The organism is Thermosulfurimonas marina (assembly GCF_012317585.1).
In the GTDB taxonomy this organism is placed as follows: domain Bacteria; phylum Desulfobacterota; class Thermodesulfobacteria; order Thermodesulfobacteriales; family Thermodesulfobacteriaceae; genus Thermosulfurimonas_A; species Thermosulfurimonas_A marina.
This window is the reverse complement of the sequence record NZ_CP042909.1, coordinates 379390-396450: the sequence shown is the minus strand read 5'-3', so window position 1 is coordinate 396450 and position 17061 is coordinate 379390. Positions and strand designations below refer to the sequence as shown.

Below are 17061 nucleotides of genomic sequence, written 5' to 3'. Positions count from 1 at the left end.
GCCCCTCCTTCGGATTTTGGTCTCATCTTACGCTTGTCGGCCTTAAGACTCAAGGCCTAGCCGCGGAAAGATAGGCCAGGAATTTAAAGAGAAGGCGGGCGGCCAGATATTCCGTGCGGGGGTCCCCCGGAAGGGGAAGGAGTTCCACCAGGTCAAAACCCAAGACCGGGGCTCTAGCGGCCTGACGGAGGATCCCCAGGACTTCATACCAGGAAAGACCCCCGGGCTCCGGAGTGCCCACCCCCGGGGCCTCAGCCGGGTCAAAGACATCCAGATCTAGGCTTACATAAAGGGGGCCTCTGAGGAACTCTTCCAGGCGCTGGCGAACCCTCTCCGGGGTTTCGCGAAACTCCCGGGCCCAGAGGACGGGGATCTCCGCCTTTTTTAAAAAGTGAAATTCTTCCTCAGAAAGGCTTCGGGCCCCTACTACCAGGGGCTCCAGCCCGAGCTCCACGGCTCGGCGCAGGACACAGGCGTGACTCCAAGGGGTTTCCTGATAGCTCTCCCGCAAGTCTAGATGGGCATCGAGATAGAGGAGCCGGAAGGGCCCGTGGGCCCGACGCAAGACCCGAAGGGCCGCCAGACTGACCGTGTGCTCCCCTCCCAAAAGGACCGGAAGCTTTCCGGCCGAAAGGACCTCCTCCACCCGGCCCGAAAGCACCTCCAGGGCCTTTTCGGGTTCGGCCGGAAGCTCCGGCTCTTCCAGGGTATAAAAGCCCAGGGTCTCCTGGGGTTTCTCCCCGGTCTCTTCGTCGAAAAACTCCATATAAGGGCTCACTTCCAGCAGGGCCCGGGGGCCAAAACGGGTACCCGGACGAAAGGAGGTGGTAGCATCGTAAGGGGCGGGGATAAGGGCTACCCGAGCCCTCTCGGGGGCTTCGGGCAGCCCTAAAAAGGTCCTCCGCATTTAGACCGCAAGTTGGTTGCGCTCGGCTCGGATGAAACGCTCCACCGCCCGAATGGAGCGGGGGAATTCGTGGCCCCGGTCTAGCAACCGGATCTCGCTCTTCTGGATCTCGAACATCCGGGTGATGTCCTCGATGGCCTTGTCTACGTCAAAGGGTTTGCAGGAGAAGATGTCCACACTCAGGTAAAGCTTTTCCGGGAAGGTATGGATGCTGATATGGCTTTCGGCAATAATCACGAATCCGGAGATCCCCCAGTCCTCAGGCACCGGGGCATAGTACTTGAACACATAAGGCGGCATGATCTTGGTCATGTTGATTTGCGCCGGGTATTCACTGAGAAAATTGTAGATGTAGTCCAAATCCATAAGTTTTTCGCGGTTGCACCCGTAACCGTCCAGAATAAGGTGCTGTCCGAAGCCGTACTCAACCTTTTCCGTCTCGCAGAATTTCTTTTCCATGGCGGCCCTCCTGTCCTTGGTTCCTCATAGGGCGCCACCCCCGGCGCCTAAGCCCCCTAAAAAATTAAGGGCAGCCACGGCACATGGCCACCCTTGGCGCCAAAAACATACTCGCCATTTTGGATTTGTCAAGCACCGGTGTTACTGTGTGTTACTGCAAGGCGATTTGGTCACCCTTAACTGCAAAGCCAAAAGGTCACCCCCGGGGACTCTTCCGGTTGCAGGACCTTCCGAAAAGGCTTTGCCTGCGCGGAGGTCTCCTTTAGAATAGAGCCATGCTTCCTTATCCCCAGATCAATCCGGAGATTGTACGCATCGGGCCGCTGGCCATTCGGTGGTATGGTCTCATGTATCTTCTGGGTTTTCTCGCGGCCTATTTTCTGGCCCGGCACCAGCTCCGAGAAAGAGGCCTTCCGGAATTGATCCCCCGCCTGGAGGACCTCCTTTTTTGGGCCGGGGTGGGCCTCATTGTAGGGGCCCGACTGGGACACGTCCTCTTTTACTATCCGGAATACTATCTCCGAAGGCCGCTAGAGATCTTGGCCCTCTGGCACGGAGGGATGTCTTTTCACGGGGGCCTTTTGGGAGCGGTCCTTTCCGGCTGGCTTTATGCCCGCAGGCACCGACTCCACTTTTGGTGGTGGGCGGACCTTTTGGTGGTCACCGCTCCCATAGGGCTGGGCCTCGGACGGATCGGAAACTTTATCAACGGGGAACTCTACGGCCGGCCCACCCAGGTTCCCTGGGCCATGGTCTTTCCCGCCGGGGGGCCGGTACCCCGGCATCCCTCCCAGCTCTATGAAGCCCTAGGAGAGGGACTTCTCCTTTTCTTAATCCTCTGGTCTCTGAGAAGGCGCCCCTGGGCCCCGGGACTCAAGCTGGCCCTCTTTCTGGTGCTTTACGGGGCCATACGGTTTTTCCTGGAATTCTTCCGGGAGCCGGACCCGGGAGTAGGGCTATTTTTCGGCTGGATGACCCGGGGACAGTTTTTCTGTCTCTTGATGGTTCTGGCCGGTCTGGGGCTCTTTTTCCTCCGGCGCGGAAAGCCCGAGGAGGGACCCTATCTCGCGGGCTAGGGCCTGGACCTCCTTGAAGGTCTGGAGGTAAGTTTGACGCTCTTTGCGGGCCAGGACCTCCGAGAGCTCGCGGGCGATCTGCCAGAAGAGCCGACGGGTCTCCTCTCCCAAGGGGTTTTCGAACTGGATGGTAGTGTAAAGTTCCGGGTCTTGAAGGGCCAGGCGGGAAAGAATTTCAAGCTGCCGGCGAAAACTCGGCGTGGCCAGCGCCACCACCCGGTCCACCGGTAGACCGCTTTCGGCAAGGGTTCGTCCCAGGACCACCAGCCAGAAGTGGTTGAGGACCTGGACCAGGCTCATGATCCGGTCGTGCTCCTCCGGAGAGAGGACTACCGTCCTGGCCCCCCGGACTTCAAGAAACTCTCTGAACCAGGAAAGCCAGCGCTCGCCCCTTCCCGGGCAGAGGGCTACCGTCTGTCCGGAAAGCCCCCTTTCGTAGGGTCCGAAAAGGGGATGGGCCCCCACCACCTCACCGCGTGTATGTTCCAGCATGAGGGCCACCTCTCGGGCCTTGAGCGAGCAGAGATCGATGAGCCCCTTTTCCGGGGAGATTTCCGGACCAATCTCTTGTACTACCTCCGGGAAGACCTCCATGGGGACGGCCACGATCACCACCTCGGCCTGCCGGGCCACCTCCCGGTTAGTGAGGGGGGTGTCCCGATCAGAAACCAGGACCTTAAGACCGGCCTCCTCAAAGAGGCGTCCGAACCAGGAGCCCATCTTGCCCCGGCCCCCTATGAGGCCGACTGTGGAGGGGTTCATCGGGTCGAGGAGGTCCGTTGCGGACAGGGCAGCTTGAGGTCCTGACAGGCAGAGGCGGTGGTCAGGGGATACCAGTGACGTTTGCGGGGTCCCAAAAAGTACCACCGCCGGCCTTCACGCTTTACGGCGTAGGCTCCGTGATATTGCTTGAGAAGCTGGACTTCTTCCAGAGTGAGATCCCCGGAAGGGGTGCTTTCAATCTCTACGCGAGAGGAAACCGTGGAGACCAGGAGATAGCCGGTGCCCACCACCAGGGCCGCACAGAGCCAACACCAGTTTTTTCGGAAAATGTTAAATAAGCTTTTCATTTTTGGTCTTCGGCTTGCCTCCTGCCGCTGGCTTATATCATAATAATCTGGAGCGGAGATGTCAAAGATCTTCTGGTACGAGGTTCTGGAAAGCACGCAGGAGGAGGCCCGGCGCTTGGCGGAGGCCGGGGAAAAGGGGGTGGTGGTGGCCCGCCGGCAGACCGCCGGGCGCGGCCGTCGGGGGCGTCCCTGGCTTTCTCCCGAAGGGGGCCTCTACGCTACTTTCATCCTCCCCGGAGAAGAGCTGGCCTTTCCTCCGGAGCTCCTGCCCCTGGCCGCGGGAGTGGCTGTGGTAAAGGCCCTGAAGGCCCTCTACGGGATCTCTTTGGGGCTCAAGTGGCCCAACGATGTCCTTTATCAGGGACGAAAACTTTGCGGCCTTCTGGTGGAAAGCCTTTTTCGAGAAGGGCACCCGGTCTGCTTTCTGGTGGGGGTAGGAATCAATCTTAACCGCCCGGTCCCGGAGGCCCCCCAAGCGGTTTCCCTTGGCGAGATTCTGGGCCGGGAAGTGCCGCTTGAGGAGGTGCTTTCGGGATTGATGGCCGCCTTTAAAGAGGTAGGGCACCTGAAACCGGAAGAGGTCCTTTCTTCCTGGAGGGCCTTTTCGGAGACTCTGGGCCGCCGGGTCCGGATCCTGCACCCGGAGGGCTCCCTGGAGGGAATAGCCTTAGAGGTCTCTCCTTACGGAAACCTCATCCTGAAGACCGAGGAGGGCCTCCGGGAGGTGGCCTTCGGGGACTGTATTCACTTGCGTCCCGCAGGCTAACCGCAGCCGGCAGAATAGCCGCAGCCCGCACAGAAAAGGCATTGCTCGCGAGGCTCGAGGGGCTCCCCGCATTCGGGGCAACTCTCCTCCCGGGCCAGCCGTAGCGGGGCCTCCGGACGCGAACCGTAGCGATAGATCGTGACCCCTTTAAGGCCTAACTCATAGGCCTTAAGATAGATACGTCCGATCTCCTCCTTAGGGGTGTCCTCCGGGAGGTTGATGGTCTTAGAGACCGCGTTGTGGGTGTGGCGCTGAAAGGCCGCCTGGATAGCCAAATGTCTTTCCGGCGAGACCTCAAAGGCGGTCACGAAGAGCCTTTTGAGATCCTCCGGCACCCCTTTTATCCCCGAAAGACCTCCCCTTTCGAGCACTTCGGCTACAATATCTTCCACCGGGAGTTTCCTTTCTTCCAGGGCTTTGAGGAATTCCGGGTGGATCTCCGTCCATTCCACGCCCTCGAGAGCCCGGCGCCGGTAAGCTAGGGCAAAGAGGGGCTCAATACCCGAAGAAGTTCCGGCGATGAGGGAGAGGGTGCCGGTGGGGGCCACGGTGGTGGTGGTGGCGTTGCGCATGGCCGGAAATCCCTTTTCATCCCAGAGGCTTCCCGGAAAGGCCGGAAAACTTCCCCGAATCTCTCCCAGCCTCTGGCTTTCGGCTACGGATTCCCGCTCAATGAAGGCCATGATCTCTTCGGCCAACTTTACGGCCTCCGCAGAATCGTAAGGAATCCCCAGCCGGATAAGAAGATCGGCAAAGCCCATTACTCCCAGACCGATCTTGCGATTAAGGCGGGTAATGCGGGCAATCTGAGGCAGGGGAAAGCGGTTGACCTCGATTACGTCGTCCAGGAAACGTACCGCCAGCCGTACCGTCTTCCCCAGGCGGGGATAGTCCACCTGCCTGTCTTTTACAAACCGGGAAAGATTGATAGAGCCCAGGTTGCAGGACTCGTAGGGAAGCAGGGGCTGTTCCCCACAGGGGTTGGTGCTTTCGATCGGGCCGAGGAGGGGAGTGGGGTTGGCCCGATTGATGGTGTCGAGGAAGATTACCCCGGGGTCTCCGGTCATCCAGGCACTTTCGGTGAGAAGATCAAAGAGATGCCGGGCTTTGACCCGGCGGGTCTCCTGCCCGGTGCGGGGATTGATCAGGGGAAAATCTGCCCCCTGCTTCAGGGCCTTAATGAAATCCTCGGTCACCGCCACAGAAATGTTGAAGTTGCGGAGTTCCCGGGGATCGCGCTTTATGAGGATGAATTCTTCGATATCCGGGTGATCGACCCGCAGGATGCCCATATTGGCCCCGCGGCGCTTGCCTCCCTGTTTGATGGCCTCGGTGGCCGCGTCAAAGACCCGCATGAAAGAGACCGGGCCACTGGCTACTCCCTGAGTGGTCCGCACCACATCTCCTTTGGGCCGCAGGCGAGAGAAGGAAAAGCCCGTCCCCCCTCCAGATTTGTGAATAAGGGCTGCGGCCTTCAGGGCCTCGAAAATGGCCTCCAGGGAGTCCTCCACCGGCAGCACAAAACAGGCCGAAAGCTGACCCAGAGGAAGCCCGGCGTTCATGAGGGTGGGGGAGTTGGGCAGAAAATCGAGGGAGGCCATTAGTTGATAGAAACGTTCGGCCCAGAATTCAGGGTCCTCCCCGAACTCCCTTTCGGCCTCGGCCACGGCCCGGGCCACCCGCCAGAACATCTCCTCCGGGGTTTCTACCGGGTCTCCCTTTTCGTCCCGCACCAGATAACGGTAGGCCAGGACCAAGAGGGCTGGCCGAGAAAGCGGAAGATCCGTCCGCGGAAGCTTCATCCTCCATATTATACCCGGAGAAAGGCTTTACCCGAACTTTTGGGAATCGGGAACAAAGGATAGAATAGGGGCATGCCGTCTCTTCTGGGCTATCTCCTTTTGACCCTTTTGGGGCTGGCCATCCTCCTTGCGGGAGGGGATTTGCTAGTGCGGGGGGCGGCCGGGCTTTCCCGCCGGCTGGGGATCTCCCCTACGGTCATCGGGCTTACCGTAGTGGCCTTCGGGACCAGCGCCCCGGAGCTGGCGGTAAATGTGGCCGCGGCCCTGAGAGCCGGGGAGATCTCTTTCGGAAACATCGTGGGCTCGAATCTGGCCAATATCGGCCTGGGGATCGGGCTTGCGGCCCTGGTAAGGCCCCTCGTCATTCGGAGTGTGGTGGTCCGCCGAGAGATCCCCATGATGCTTCTGGCCACGGCGGCGGTCCTGGCCGCAGCCCTGGATCCCTGGCTTACCGGAGGGCCCGCCCTTTACAGTCGCTCCGAGGGCCTTCTTTTTCTCCTCATTTTTCTAGTCTTTATCTACTACAACCTCTTAGAGATCTTCCTTAACCGGAAAAACGGACTCGCGGCCCAGGCGGCGGCCGAGGCCCCTCGGGCCCTCCCCGTCCCCCTGGCCCTTCTTTTTTTCTTCCTGGGGCTTGCGGGGCTGGTGGGGGGCTCGGAGATCACCGTGCGCTACGCGGTCCTCCTTTCGGAAGGGCTGGGGGTCCCCAAGGCCTTTATCGGCTTCACCCTCATCGCCCTGGGGACCAGTCTTCCGGAGATCGCCACCTCTCTGGTGGCGGTTTATCGGGGGGAGACCGATCTCCTGGTAGGAAATATCGTGGGCTCTAATATCTTTAATTTCCTTTTTATCTTGGGGATTACCGCTTGTATCCGGCCGGTGCCGGTTCCGGCCCAGGGCTTTAGCGATCTTGCGGCCACCACCTTTCTTTCCGTGGGGCTCCTGGCCGCGGCCTTCGACCGTCGGATCAAACGCTACGAAGGGGCCCTCTTTCTGGTCTTTTATCTTACCTATCTGGGCTACAAGGTCCTTTATCTTCCTTGACACCCTATGGCCCCCCGGTATCCTTGAGACATGTTTGAGAATCTTTCCGAGCGTCTTGAAGGGGTCTTTCAGAAGCTCCGGGGCAAGGGCAAGCTCACCAAAGAAGACGTGGAGCGGGGCCTGCGGGAGGTGCGTCTGGCCCTCCTGGAGGCCGATGTCCACTACCGGGTGGTCAAGAATTTTGTGGAAAGAGTACGGGAGCGGGCCCTGGGAGCCGAGGTCCTGGAGAGCCTTACCCCGGCCCAGCAACTTATCAAGATCGTCCACGAGGAACTCATCCGCACCCTGGGAGAGACCCCGGTGCCTCTGGATCTGGGAGGCCCCCGGCCGGTACCCATTCTTCTGGTAGGTCTTCAGGGTTCGGGCAAGACCACCACCGCGGCCAAGCTGGCCCTCTTTTTACGGAAAAAAGGGCACCAGCCCTATCTGGTCCCCGCCGACGTCTATCGCCCGGCAGCCATTGACCAGCTTCAGACCCTTGCCGAAAAGGTGGGGGTCCCCTGTTTCCCTACCGAGCCCACCCAGAAACCGGTGGAGATCGCCCGGGCGGCCCTGGCCGAGGCCAAGGCCCGGGGCCGGGATGTGGTCCTTATCGATACCGCGGGGCGTCTCCATGTGGATGAAGAAATGATGGCTGAGGCCGCGGCCATCAAGGAAGCCGTCTCTCCTCGAGAGGTCCTTCTGGTGGCCGACGCCATGACCGGTCAAGATGCGGTGAATATGGCCAAGAGCTTTCAGGACCGGGTGGGAATTACCGGGGTGATTCTTACCAAGGTGGAGGGAGACGCCCGGGGCGGGGCCGCCCTTTCCATTCGGGAGGTCACCGGGGTGCCCATCAAGTTTCTGGGTACCGGGGAAAAGCTGGAGGCCCTGGAGGTTTTTCATCCCGACCGTCTGGCTTCCCGCATCCTGGGCATGGGAGATGTGCTCACCCTGATCGAGAAGGCTCAGGAGGCCTTCGACCTCAAGAAGGCCCAGGAACTTCAGGAAAAGCTGCGCCGGCGGGAATTCACCCTGGAGGACCTCCGGGAGCAGATCCGCCAGATGCGTCGGCTGGGTTCGGTAAAGGAGGTCTTCGAGATGCTCCCGGGAATCGGGAAAAAGCTCAAGGATATGCCCTTTGATGAGCGGGAACTCGTACGCATGGAGGCTATCATCAATTCCATGACCCGGCAGGAACGTCTCAACCCCAAGATCATTAACGCCAGCCGCAAGCGGCGTATTGCCCGGGGCTCGGGGACCACGGTCCAGGACGTAAATCGGCTCCTCAAGAGCTATGAGGAGATGCGCAAACTCCTGCGTAAGGCTCGTGGTCCCCGCGGGTTGGAAAGACTGGCCCTGCGGCTTTTGCGGGCCTTTTGAGGGGGTGTCTTGCTTTTCCCGGAGAATAGTTTAATTTATGGGCGCTGGAAATCCTTTCGGAGGTGAGGAGTCGTGGCGGTAAGGATCAGACTCATGCGCATGGGGCGGCGGAACCGGCCCTTCTATCGGGTGGTAGCGGCCGAGGCCTCTGCTCCGCGGGACGGAAAATTCCTCGAGATTTTAGGGTATTACGATCCTCTGAAAGAGCCCTTTGAATTCAAGGTGGATCCCGAGAAGGTCAAGAAATGGCTGGAGAGGGGGGCTGAGCCCACGGAGACGGTGCGGGCCCTCCTGAAACGCACCGGAATCCTCAAGCAGATTGGGGGGCAACTCTCCTAGCGCCTACGGCAAAAACACCCGAGGGTGAGGAGGTAGAAGATGGGCAAGCTCAAAGAACTGGTGGAGCAGATGGCTAAGGCTTTGGTGGACAATCCGGATGCGGTGCAGGTGAACGAGATCGAGGGCGAGCAGACTTCGGTGATCGAGCTCCGTGTGGCCAAGGAAGATTTAGGCAAGGTGATCGGCAAGCAGGGGCGTACGGCCCGGGCCATGCGGACCATCCTCTCGGCGGCTTCTACCAAATTGCGCAAGCGGGCGGTTCTCGAGATTATTGAATAGCCAAAAGGGTGGGCGGGTGGCCGTGGGCCGGGTCGCCCGCCCCCACGGTCTTAAAGGCGAGGTTCGGGTTCAACCTTTCCTCTCCAATCGTGATCTTCTGCGTCATATCCCCCGATTTTTTCTCTCCAGAGAGGGTCCAGAAAGGCTTATCCCCGAAAGAGTGAGAGAGGCCCCCGGGGGTCGGGATCTCCTCTTTTTCTTTCAAGGGGTAACCTCCTATGAGGAGGCCGAGGCCCTGCGCGGGCGGGTGCTCTATGCGGAGACCGCCGACTTTCCGCCTCCGGAAGAGGGAGAGTTCTATTATTTCCAGCTCGAAGGGCTTCCGGTGCGAGAGGAGTCCGGTCGGCTTTTAGGGCGGGTGGTAGGGGTTATGCCTGTAGGCCCTTATGACCTTCTCGAGGTGGAGACTCCGGAGGGCCGCAGCTTCTATCTTCCCCTGGTGGAAGAGGTGGTCCTTTCCGTGAACCTCCAGGAGGGATATCTCCTGGTACGCCCCAGCCCCGGCCTCATCGAGGTGCAACTTGGGGAAGACCGAGAATGATCTTTGACATCCTCACCATATTTCCCGAATACTTTGAGTCTCCTCTCCGGGTAGGGCTTTTGGGCAAGGCCCTTGAGCGAGGGCTTCTTAAGGTAAGGGTCCACAATCTCCGGGACTTTGCCACCGACAAACATCGCACCGTGGACGACAAGCCCTTCGGGGGAGGGGAGGGCATGCTCTTTAAGCCCGAGCCCCTCTATCGGGCCCTAGAGGCCTTGAGGGCCGAGCCCCCTTCCCCTTGGGTGATTTATCTTTCCCCTCAAGGACGCCGCTTCAACCACCGCCTGGCCCGGGAGCTTTCCCGGAAGGAACGCCTGGTCCTCCTCTGTGGCCGTTACGAGGGAATTGACGAGCGCATTCGGGCCCATTTTGTAGACGAGGAACTTTCCATCGGAGATTATGTCCTTTTCGGGGGGGAGGTGGCGGCGCTGGTGGTCTTGGAGGCCGTGGCCCGATGGGTGCCGGGAGTGGTGGGCTGCGAGGACTCCGTGAAAAGAGACTCCTTTGCCGAAGGCCTTCTTAAACATCCGCAATACACCCGTCCGCGGGAATTCCTGGGCTACCGGGTTCCGGAGGTGCTGCTTTCCGGAGATCATGCCCGGGTGGAACGCTGGCGCCGGGAGAGATCTCTGGAGATTACTTTTGAGCGTCGTCCGGATCTCCTGCGTGAGGCCCGGCTTTCGCCGGAAGACCGGGCCTTCTTGCGGGAGCTTTTCCGCAAGCGGGTCCGGCTCTATCTGGCCCTGGTACACTATCCGGTAATCAACAAGGAGGGACGCAAGATCGCCTCTTCTTTTACCAATCTCGACCTTCACGATATAGCGCGTCTGGCCCGCACTTACGGGGTCCGCATCTACTATTTGGTGCAACCCCTGGCGGATCAGCGGGCCATCGTGGAGGAGCTTCTTCGTTTCTGGCTTTCCGGCCCGGGGGCCCGCCACAATCCCGACCGGGTGGAGGCCTTAAAACTGGTAAAGCTGGTGCGGGGTCTCGAGGAGGCCCTTGCGGATATTGAGGCTGCCGAAGGAGAGCGTCCTCTTCTCCTGGCCACCGACGCCCAGGTCAAACGGCCCCCTCTCTCCTGGGAGGAGGCGGCGTGTTTGGTGCGCTCCGGGCGTCCGGTCCTCCTCCTTCTGGGGACCGCCTGGGGGCTTGCCCCGGAGGTCCTCTCCCGGGCCGACTATTTTCTGGAACCCATCTTCGGGCCCCTTGACGAATACAATCATTTGTCGGTAAGATCAGCAGCAAGCATTATTCTGGACCGTCTTTTAAGGGAGGTTGTGGGACATGTTTCCGGTCATACGCGAGATTGAAGAACGTTATATGCGGAAGGATCTTCCGGATTTCCGTCCCGGAGACACGGTAAGGGTGCACTATCGCATCCAAGAGGGTGAGGAGAAGGAGCGGGTTCAGGTCTTTGAAGGGGTGGTCATGCGCAAACGGGGCTCCGGCACCGGGGCCACCTTCACCGTGCGGAAGGTTTCCTTCGGGATCGGAGTGGAACGGACCTTTCCTTTGCACTCTCCGCGCATCGAGAAGATTGAGGTTGTCCGACGGGGCAAGGTGCGGCGGGCCCGGCTTTATTATCTCCGCGGCCGTTACGGCAAGGCGGCCCGCATCAAGGAGCGTCGTTGATGTGGCTTGCGGGTCTTGAGGTCCCGGCCGAGCGCTGGGGGCGCGAGAGACGCTTCCGCCAGGCGGGTTACCGGTTGATCGCCGGGGTGGATGAAGTCGGGCGGGGGGCGCTGGCCGGGCCGGTGGTGGCCGCGGCGGTCATCCTCCCGGAAGACTTCGATCACGAAGATCTGGCGGACTCCAAGGCCCTTACTCCGGAAAAGCGGGAGGCCCTCTATGAGATTATTGTGCAGGAGGCCGTGAGTTGGTCCCTGGGAGAGGCCTCTCACGAAGAGGTGGACGCCCTGGGGATCCTTCAGGCCAGTCTTCTGGCTATGGCCCGAGCCGTAGGGGGTCTTTCCATTACCCCGGAACTTCTCCTGGTGGACGGGCGGTTCACCATTCCCGGCCTAAGGGCCCCCCAGAAGGCTATCGTGGATGGGGACGCCCTGTGTGCCTCCATTGCTGCGGCCTCCATCCTGGCCAAAGTCCACCGGGATCGTCTCATGGAGAAATTGCATCCCCAGTATCCGGCCTACGGTTTTGCCCGACACAAGGGCTACGGTACCCGGGAGCACCTTGAGGCCCTGCGTCTTCATGGACCCAGCCCGATACATCGTCGAACTTTTCGCCCGCTTTGCCAAGACCACCGATCCTAAGGCCTTCGGTCGCCTGGCCGAGGATCTTTCCGCGCGTTATCTCCGTCTCAAGGGGTATCGTCTGCGGGAGCGCAACTGGCGTTGCCGCTACGGGGAGATTGATCTGGTGGCGGAAAAAGGAGACCTTCTGGTCTTCGTAGAGGTTAAGGCCCGTAAAGGAAAAGAAAAGGGCCGCCCGGAAGAGGCCCTCACCCCTCAAAAACAGGAAAAACTCTTAACTTTGGCCCGACACTACCTATCTTTGTATAAGGGGTCGGCCGGTAGGGTACGTTTTGACCTCCTGGCCTGGGATCTTTCGGGGCCGAGGCCTCAGCTGCGGCACTTAAAGGGGGTGATCGAAGATGGCTGAAAGGACTCTCCGGCTCTCTCCTCAGGACCTCCTTTCCCGTCCGGCCGAAGAGGCCGAACGTCTTCTGGCGGAAATGCCCTTTCGGGAACAGCTGGAACTGGTCCTTTCCACCCCTTGGGAGTTGCGTCCCCGGGTTATTACCCTTTCCCCGGTGGCCGAAGGCCTGGTACGCCATCTCCCCCCGCAGGAACTCTTTCTTACCTTGAAGGCCGTCTCTCCGGATGAGGCCGTAGAACTTTTGGCTTACGTAAAGGGAGAACAGATTCAATTCCTCTTCGACCTTGACGCCTGGGTTAAAGATCGCCTGGCCCCGGAGCGTTTTCTGGCCTGGCTGGTTCTCCTTTTTGAGGTCTCCGAGGACAAGGTGGCCGACTGGCTCCGGGTGGCAGACTTCGATTTTCTGGTGGCGGTCCTTTTCCATTTCGTAAAGGTGGTCAAGCGCCCGGATGATGCGGACCTTACCGAGGCTCGGGACTGGCTCCCCCCTTACACCCTAGACGAGGTCTATTTCGTGGAATTCAAGAAGGAGAAATTTGAATTCTATTTCCGAAGGATCATCGAGATCCTCCGGGATATGGACGAGACTTATTATTACCAGCTTATGGAAGCCCTGATCTGGGAGCTCCCCTCGCAGGTGGAGGAGATGGCCTATCGCTGGCGCCGGGGGCGCCTTGCGGATCACGGGATTCCTGACTACTTCGAGGCCCTGGATATCTATGCCCCGGTGGTCCAGGATCTCCGGCGGGTGGACCCCCGGTATCTCCCCCCCTCCGAAGAGGCCCCTTCGAGCTCTTCGGGTTATCTTCCGGCCCTTTACTGGCCCGGGGCGGAACGTTTCACCGAGGCCCTCTCTCGGATTAGGGACCCGCATCAACTGGACCGCCTTAAGCGGGAGCTGGCCTGGATTACCAACAAAGTCCTTATAGTGGACCACGTGACCATTGATGAAATTTCTCAGGTAGAGGACTCCCTGCGCAAAGTCCTGGGGTATCTCAACCTTGGGGTGGAGTATTTGGCCGGTCCGGACCCGGAGGCCGGGGCCCGGGTCCTGGAGACCTATTTTCTGGAAGACATTTTCCGCATGGCCCACACCCTCATCGTGCGTCTGCGTAAAAAGGCCCGGGAGATTCAGACCCAGGAGGGGCTCGATTCCCGGGTGCTGCGACATCTGGACGAGCCCTTTGCCGGCTATCTTCGGGGGATTACCGCCCGGGAGGCCAACCGCCTCCGGTATTTCCAGCCCGAAAAGGCCGGGACCGACGAGGAATATCGCTGGTTTCGGGAGCTTTCCGAGGTGCGGAGGGTGGAGGAGATCCTGGAGATGGTGGGTTACTGGGCGGTCCTCATCCAGAAGGCCTTCGGCCCTCCGCCCCTTTGGGTGGCGGAAATAGTTACCCAAAAGACCAACTTCCTCGAGCCGGCAGATATCACCTGGAGTGCCCTCCTCTTTACCGCTCTGGCCAACTGGGTCCTTTCCGGAGAGTTTCGCTTCCGGCCTTTGCCGGAAGATAAGTGGCCGGAGGTCCTTTTTAAGCTCCTTGGCCCGGATGAAACCGGACGAAATCGCCTGCGGTCTGATTTGCGCGAGGCCCTTTTAGAGAGCTTTCGGACCCTGGCCCAAAAAGAATTCTACTACGCCCCGGAACTCACCCGGGCCTTTCTCGACTTTGCCGTGGCTCGCTTTGAGGAAGAATACGCCTTTGCCGAGCCGGAGGAGCCCCCGGACCCTCGCTATGTGCGCTATCTCTTAATTTCCCTTTCGAGCTGAAGGGGCCTCGTAAAAGGTCTGCCCCTGAAATTCCCGCCGCCTGAGGGCTCCCTTTTTTACCAAATCTTCAAGAAGGCCGCTCAGGGCTTCCGGAGGGCCTCCGAGCGCAGCGCTTAATTCTTCGGCCGGGGCCGGACGCCGGCGCAAATATTCCACGAGCTCTTCCGGAGAGGGGGGCTCTCCCGGGGCCCTTCTCCGGGGAGGACTCACCAGGACCTCTCCCCCAAGCTCCCAGGCTAAGGCCGCAAGCTCTGCGTAGGAGAGGGGGGCGGCCCAGGACTCGGCCGGAGGCCGGGCCACGGTGTTGAGTTGCACCCGGTGAGGACGGACGCGGGAGAGGGCCTCCTTGAGGGCCGCAAGATCCTCCGAAGAGTCGTTAAGGCCCCGCACAAAAAGGGTCTCCAGCCAGAGTTCTCCACGCATGGCCTTTCTCAGCCGGGCGAGATCCTCCACTATGCTCTCCGGGGAGAGCCCGGGGGCCGGTCGGTTGACCCGCCGAAAGCTCTCGATTCGTGCGGCATCCAGGGAGGCCAGGACGTAGTCTACCTCCGAAAGGGCCTCAAAGACCTCGGGAGAGGAAAGGAGGGTGCTGTTGGTAAGCACCGCTATAGGACCCTTCCAGAGCCGGCGCACCAGGGCCACGGCCTCGGCAAAGAGGCTATTCAGGGTGGGCTCTCCGGAGCCGGTAAGAGTTACCACCTGGCATTCCCTTTCGGAAAGGGCCCGACGGAGGGCCTCCTCTATAACCTCAAGGGGCACATAGGGTTTTCTTTCCAGGGTGAGCCGGGTGGTGCGCCCCACCTCGCAATAGACACAATCCATGGAACAGATCTTCGGGGGGACCAGGTCCACCCCCAAGGAGAGCCCCAGCCTTCGGGAATAGACCGGCCCGAAAACCGGCATCACTTAACCTCTACCAGTTCTTTGGCCAGGGGCCGGAACCATTCCTCCAGGAGAAAATCAAACTTGCCCACGCTGTCTCTCGGCAAGATTTTTCATGGCCAGATAGGCCTCGCGGGCCAGGCGCATATGTTCCAGGAACCAGGGGAGTTCTTCAAGATAAAGGGCCTGAGGCCCATCGCAGAGGGCGGTCTCTGGATGCGGATGAAACTCTACTAGCACCATGTTGGTCCCGGCGATAACTCCCTGAGCGGCCACGTGATAGATGTCCTTGATCCCGTCCGGGGCCTCCACCCGGGAGCCGATGGGGTGGGAGGGGTCCACGCAGACCGGAAGCCGGGTCAAACGCTTGATCACCGGCACGTGTCCGAAATCGGTGAGGTTGCGGTGGGGGTCGCCCAGATGGGTGCGCACCCCCCGCAGGCAGAAGATGATCCTGCGGTTGCCCTCGCTGGCGATGTACTCGCAGGCGTTGAGGGATTCCTCTAAGGAAAGGCCCATGCCTCGCTTGTAAAGAATGGGAAATTCGGTCTGGGAACCCACGGCCCTCAGGAGTTCAAAATTCTGGGCGTTACGGGTGCCGATCTGGAGCATGACTCCGGTGGGGTGCCCGGTCTTCTCCAGGGCCTCCCAGATCTCCTCGATGTGGTGCGGGGCCAGGACCTCCATGGCGATCACCCGGATGCCGTACTTTCCGGCTAGTTCAAAAAGCCAGGGGAGACATTCCTTGCCGTGGCCCTGAAAATCGTAAGGAGAGGTCCGGGGCTTGTAGGCTCCCATACGGGCGGTTACGACCCCGTGCTCGGAAAGGGCCTTGAAGATGGTCTCGGCGTTTTCCCGGGTATCCACCGCACACAGTCCGGCAAAGATATGGAAGGAATCCTGGTCGAAACGCAGCCCCTGATATTCAAAACCGATGGGCTCCAGGGCCCCGTGCCGGCCGATCTGGCGGTACTTGGCGGAGACGCGGATGGCCCGTTCCACTCCCGGCAGGGCCTGGACCTCCTCGAGCGGCACCCGGGCCGTGTCTCCGATGAGGTGGATTTCCGTGACCTGGCGCGAAACTCCTTCGTACTGGGCCACATGCAAACGAATCCCCTCAAAGCGCGCCAGATAGTCCTTGATCTTTTGAAATTCCGGACTTTCCGGAGTGACCTCCGGCTTGAGGATGAGGATCATCTCTTCTTTTAACCTCCCTTCGGATTTTGTCTTTCATACTTACGCGTTTTTCAGAAAAGACAAGGGGTAGCCCTTCTTCCCCTGTATTCCATAAATCCTCTCCTCCACCCTCTGGAGGATAGATTTCCCGTCGAAAAAGACCGCGGCAAGAGCCGCGGAAGGGGGCGTGCTAATTCCTCTTTTGGCTCGGAGAGGCTCCTTCTCGGCGAGGTTTCTCGAAGAGGTCTTTTTATTAGACATAGCAATTTGGATACCAAGGAAGCCGCAAGGGGTATATCAGGAGTTCGGGAAGATAGCCAAACTTTAGATCTCTTCAGTAAAGGTAAAGGGCCGAAAGGTGGGCCTTTTCTGAAGAGCGGCCATAGATCTCTAATTGATAAAGATAGGGAATAGATTTTACGGTTATCATTCCCGTTGCTCTTTGGGCCACTCCCCCCGTGATGAGATCGTTTCCGGAGATATCCGTATTGCCTTTTTTGCGATTAGCGATCAAAAAATAGATCTGATAAGGATCCATCTGGATAGAAAAATCGGCCTTAGTTTCGATATCCGTAAGACTGGGAGGATTAACCGTAAAGAGCGGACAATTGGTGGCGTTGTCCAGAAGGCCTAAACGGTGCTTTAGGCAGGTGTCGCTCGAAAGTTGATTAAGGATGACCCCGGTACTATTCAGACTTTGGACCAACTGGTTCCAGTCGTCCGTAACCCCGGAATAGTAACGGTAGAAAAGGAGATCGAACATCTGTTGAGAGCTGAGGTCTAGCACCCCCTGGGTGGCTTCCAGGACCGAATGGTAGCGTCCCAGAAAGCCGGTCACCCTCTGCCCCTGGGTAAGGAGGGCCACGAGAGCGTAGGCCAGGATGAGACCTACCAGCATGAATACCAGCACCCAGATGAGGGCAAAGCCCTGGAAACGAGATCTGGCCCCTTTCATGTCCACCAAT

21 protein-coding genes are annotated in these 17061 nt (G+C 59.7%); 12 read left to right on the top strand and 9 right to left on the bottom strand.

What is annotated here, in order from left to right:
• Positions 1-49: 49 nt before the first annotated feature.
• Entirely contained in the window at positions 50-907 is an 858-nt protein-coding gene (gene speB / locus FVE67_RS02025; RefSeq protein WP_168719010.1) for an agmatinase, read from the bottom strand.
• Positions 908-1366, bottom strand: coding sequence for an adenosylmethionine decarboxylase (speD, locus tag FVE67_RS02020; RefSeq protein WP_168719009.1), 459 nt, complete (start codon positions 1364-1366; stop codon positions 908-910). It lies immediately after the preceding gene.
• A gap of 275 nt (positions 1367-1641) precedes the next feature.
• Between speD and lgt the strand changes: the two genes are divergently transcribed.
• Positions 1642-2442 carry a prolipoprotein diacylglyceryl transferase gene (gene lgt, locus FVE67_RS02015; RefSeq protein WP_168719008.1) on the top strand — a complete coding sequence of 267 codons (801 nt, stop codon included), beginning with the start codon at positions 1642-1644 and terminating at the stop codon, positions 2440-2442.
• On the opposite strand, the gene FVE67_RS02010 is transcribed toward lgt, so the two are convergent.
• Positions 2323-3162 (bottom strand): prephenate dehydrogenase/arogenate dehydrogenase family protein, encoded by an 840-nt coding sequence (locus tag FVE67_RS02010; RefSeq protein ID WP_168719007.1) that lies wholly within the window; start codon positions 3160-3162, stop codon positions 2323-2325. The two genes, lgt and FVE67_RS02010, sit on opposite strands and share 120 nt — an antisense overlap.
• A gap of 38 nt (positions 3163-3200) precedes the next feature.
• The gene (locus tag FVE67_RS02005) at positions 3201-3512 is read right to left on the bottom strand and encodes a hypothetical protein (RefSeq protein ID WP_168719006.1); all 312 of its coding nucleotides are present in this window, start codon (positions 3510-3512) and stop codon (positions 3201-3203) included.
• A 58-nt stretch (positions 3513-3570) separates the two neighbouring features.
• Between FVE67_RS02005 and FVE67_RS02000 the strand changes: the two genes are divergently transcribed.
• Positions 3571-4278 (top strand): biotin--[acetyl-CoA-carboxylase] ligase, encoded by a 708-nt coding sequence (locus FVE67_RS02000; protein WP_168719005.1) that lies wholly within the window; start codon positions 3571-3573, stop codon positions 4276-4278.
• On the opposite strand, the gene FVE67_RS01995 is transcribed toward FVE67_RS02000, so the two are convergent.
• Entirely contained in the window at positions 4275-6080 is a 1806-nt protein-coding gene (locus FVE67_RS01995) for an adenosylcobalamin-dependent ribonucleoside-diphosphate reductase (protein WP_168719004.1), read from the bottom strand. The two genes, FVE67_RS02000 and FVE67_RS01995, sit on opposite strands and share 4 nt — an antisense overlap.
• 72 nt (positions 6081-6152) lie before the next feature.
• Here FVE67_RS01995 and FVE67_RS01990 point away from each other — a divergent pair, with 72 nt between their 5' ends.
• The 10 genes from FVE67_RS01990 (at position 6153) to FVE67_RS01945 (ending at position 14038) form a co-directional block, all read left to right on the top strand.
• On the top strand, positions 6153-7127 hold the full coding sequence (locus FVE67_RS01990) for a calcium/sodium antiporter (protein WP_168719003.1): 975 nt from the start codon (positions 6153-6155) through the stop codon (positions 7125-7127).
• Between the two features lie 30 nt (positions 7128-7157).
• Positions 7158-8489, top strand: a complete 1332-nt coding sequence (gene ffh, locus FVE67_RS01985; protein WP_168719002.1) for a signal recognition particle protein — start codon at positions 7158-7160, stop codon at positions 8487-8489.
• A gap of 72 nt (positions 8490-8561) precedes the next feature.
• The gene (rpsP, locus tag FVE67_RS01980) at positions 8562-8828 is read left to right on the top strand and encodes a 30S ribosomal protein S16 (protein WP_168719001.1); all 267 of its coding nucleotides are present in this window, start codon (positions 8562-8564) and stop codon (positions 8826-8828) included.
• 39 nt (positions 8829-8867) lie between these two features.
• Entirely contained in the window at positions 8868-9107 is a 240-nt protein-coding gene (locus FVE67_RS01975) for a KH domain-containing protein (protein WP_068670175.1), read from the top strand.
• 22 nt (positions 9108-9129) lie between these two features.
• Complete coding sequence (gene rimM, locus FVE67_RS01970; protein ID WP_168719000.1) at positions 9130-9648, top strand: ribosome maturation factor RimM; 519 nt, start codon at positions 9130-9132, stop codon at positions 9646-9648.
• Positions 9645-10961 (top strand): tRNA (guanosine(37)-N1)-methyltransferase TrmD, encoded by a 1317-nt coding sequence (trmD, locus tag FVE67_RS09330; protein ID WP_168718999.1) that lies wholly within the window; start codon positions 9645-9647, stop codon positions 10959-10961. Before rimM ends, trmD begins: the two co-directional genes overlap by 4 nt.
• Positions 10936-11283, top strand: coding sequence for a 50S ribosomal protein L19 (gene rplS / locus FVE67_RS01960; protein WP_168718998.1), 348 nt, complete (start codon positions 10936-10938; stop codon positions 11281-11283). Before trmD ends, rplS begins: the two co-directional genes overlap by 26 nt.
• Positions 11283-11921 (top strand): ribonuclease HII, encoded by a 639-nt coding sequence (locus FVE67_RS01955; RefSeq protein ID WP_168718997.1) that lies wholly within the window; start codon positions 11283-11285, stop codon positions 11919-11921. The genes rplS and FVE67_RS01955 overlap by 1 nt, the downstream gene beginning before the upstream one ends.
• Entirely contained in the window at positions 11860-12270 is a 411-nt protein-coding gene (locus FVE67_RS01950) for a YraN family protein (RefSeq protein WP_168718996.1), read from the top strand. The genes FVE67_RS01955 and FVE67_RS01950 overlap by 62 nt, the downstream gene beginning before the upstream one ends.
• Positions 12263-14038: a DUF6178 family protein gene (locus FVE67_RS01945; RefSeq protein WP_168718995.1), complete on the top strand. Its 1776-nt coding sequence runs from the start codon at positions 12263-12265 to the stop codon at positions 14036-14038. The genes FVE67_RS01950 and FVE67_RS01945 overlap by 8 nt, the downstream gene beginning before the upstream one ends.
• Here FVE67_RS01945 and FVE67_RS01940 read toward each other — a convergent pair.
• From FVE67_RS01940 to FVE67_RS01925, 4 genes are all read right to left on the bottom strand, one after another.
• Positions 14018-14941: a radical SAM protein gene (locus FVE67_RS01940; RefSeq protein WP_168718994.1), complete on the bottom strand. Its 924-nt coding sequence runs from the start codon at positions 14939-14941 to the stop codon at positions 14018-14020. The two genes, FVE67_RS01945 and FVE67_RS01940, sit on opposite strands and share 21 nt — an antisense overlap.
• 57 nt (positions 14942-14998) lie before the next feature.
• Positions 14999-16117 (bottom strand): 3-deoxy-7-phosphoheptulonate synthase, encoded by a 1119-nt coding sequence (locus FVE67_RS01935; protein WP_168718993.1) that lies wholly within the window; start codon positions 16115-16117, stop codon positions 14999-15001.
• A 39-nt stretch (positions 16118-16156) separates the two neighbouring features.
• Positions 16157-16357 (bottom strand): hypothetical protein, encoded by a 201-nt coding sequence (locus FVE67_RS01930; RefSeq protein WP_168718992.1) that lies wholly within the window; start codon positions 16355-16357, stop codon positions 16157-16159.
• Between the two features lie 73 nt (positions 16358-16430).
• Positions 16431-17051, bottom strand: a complete 621-nt coding sequence (locus FVE67_RS01925; protein ID WP_168718991.1) for a hypothetical protein — start codon at positions 17049-17051, stop codon at positions 16431-16433.
• Positions 17052-17061: the final 10 nt, after the last annotated feature.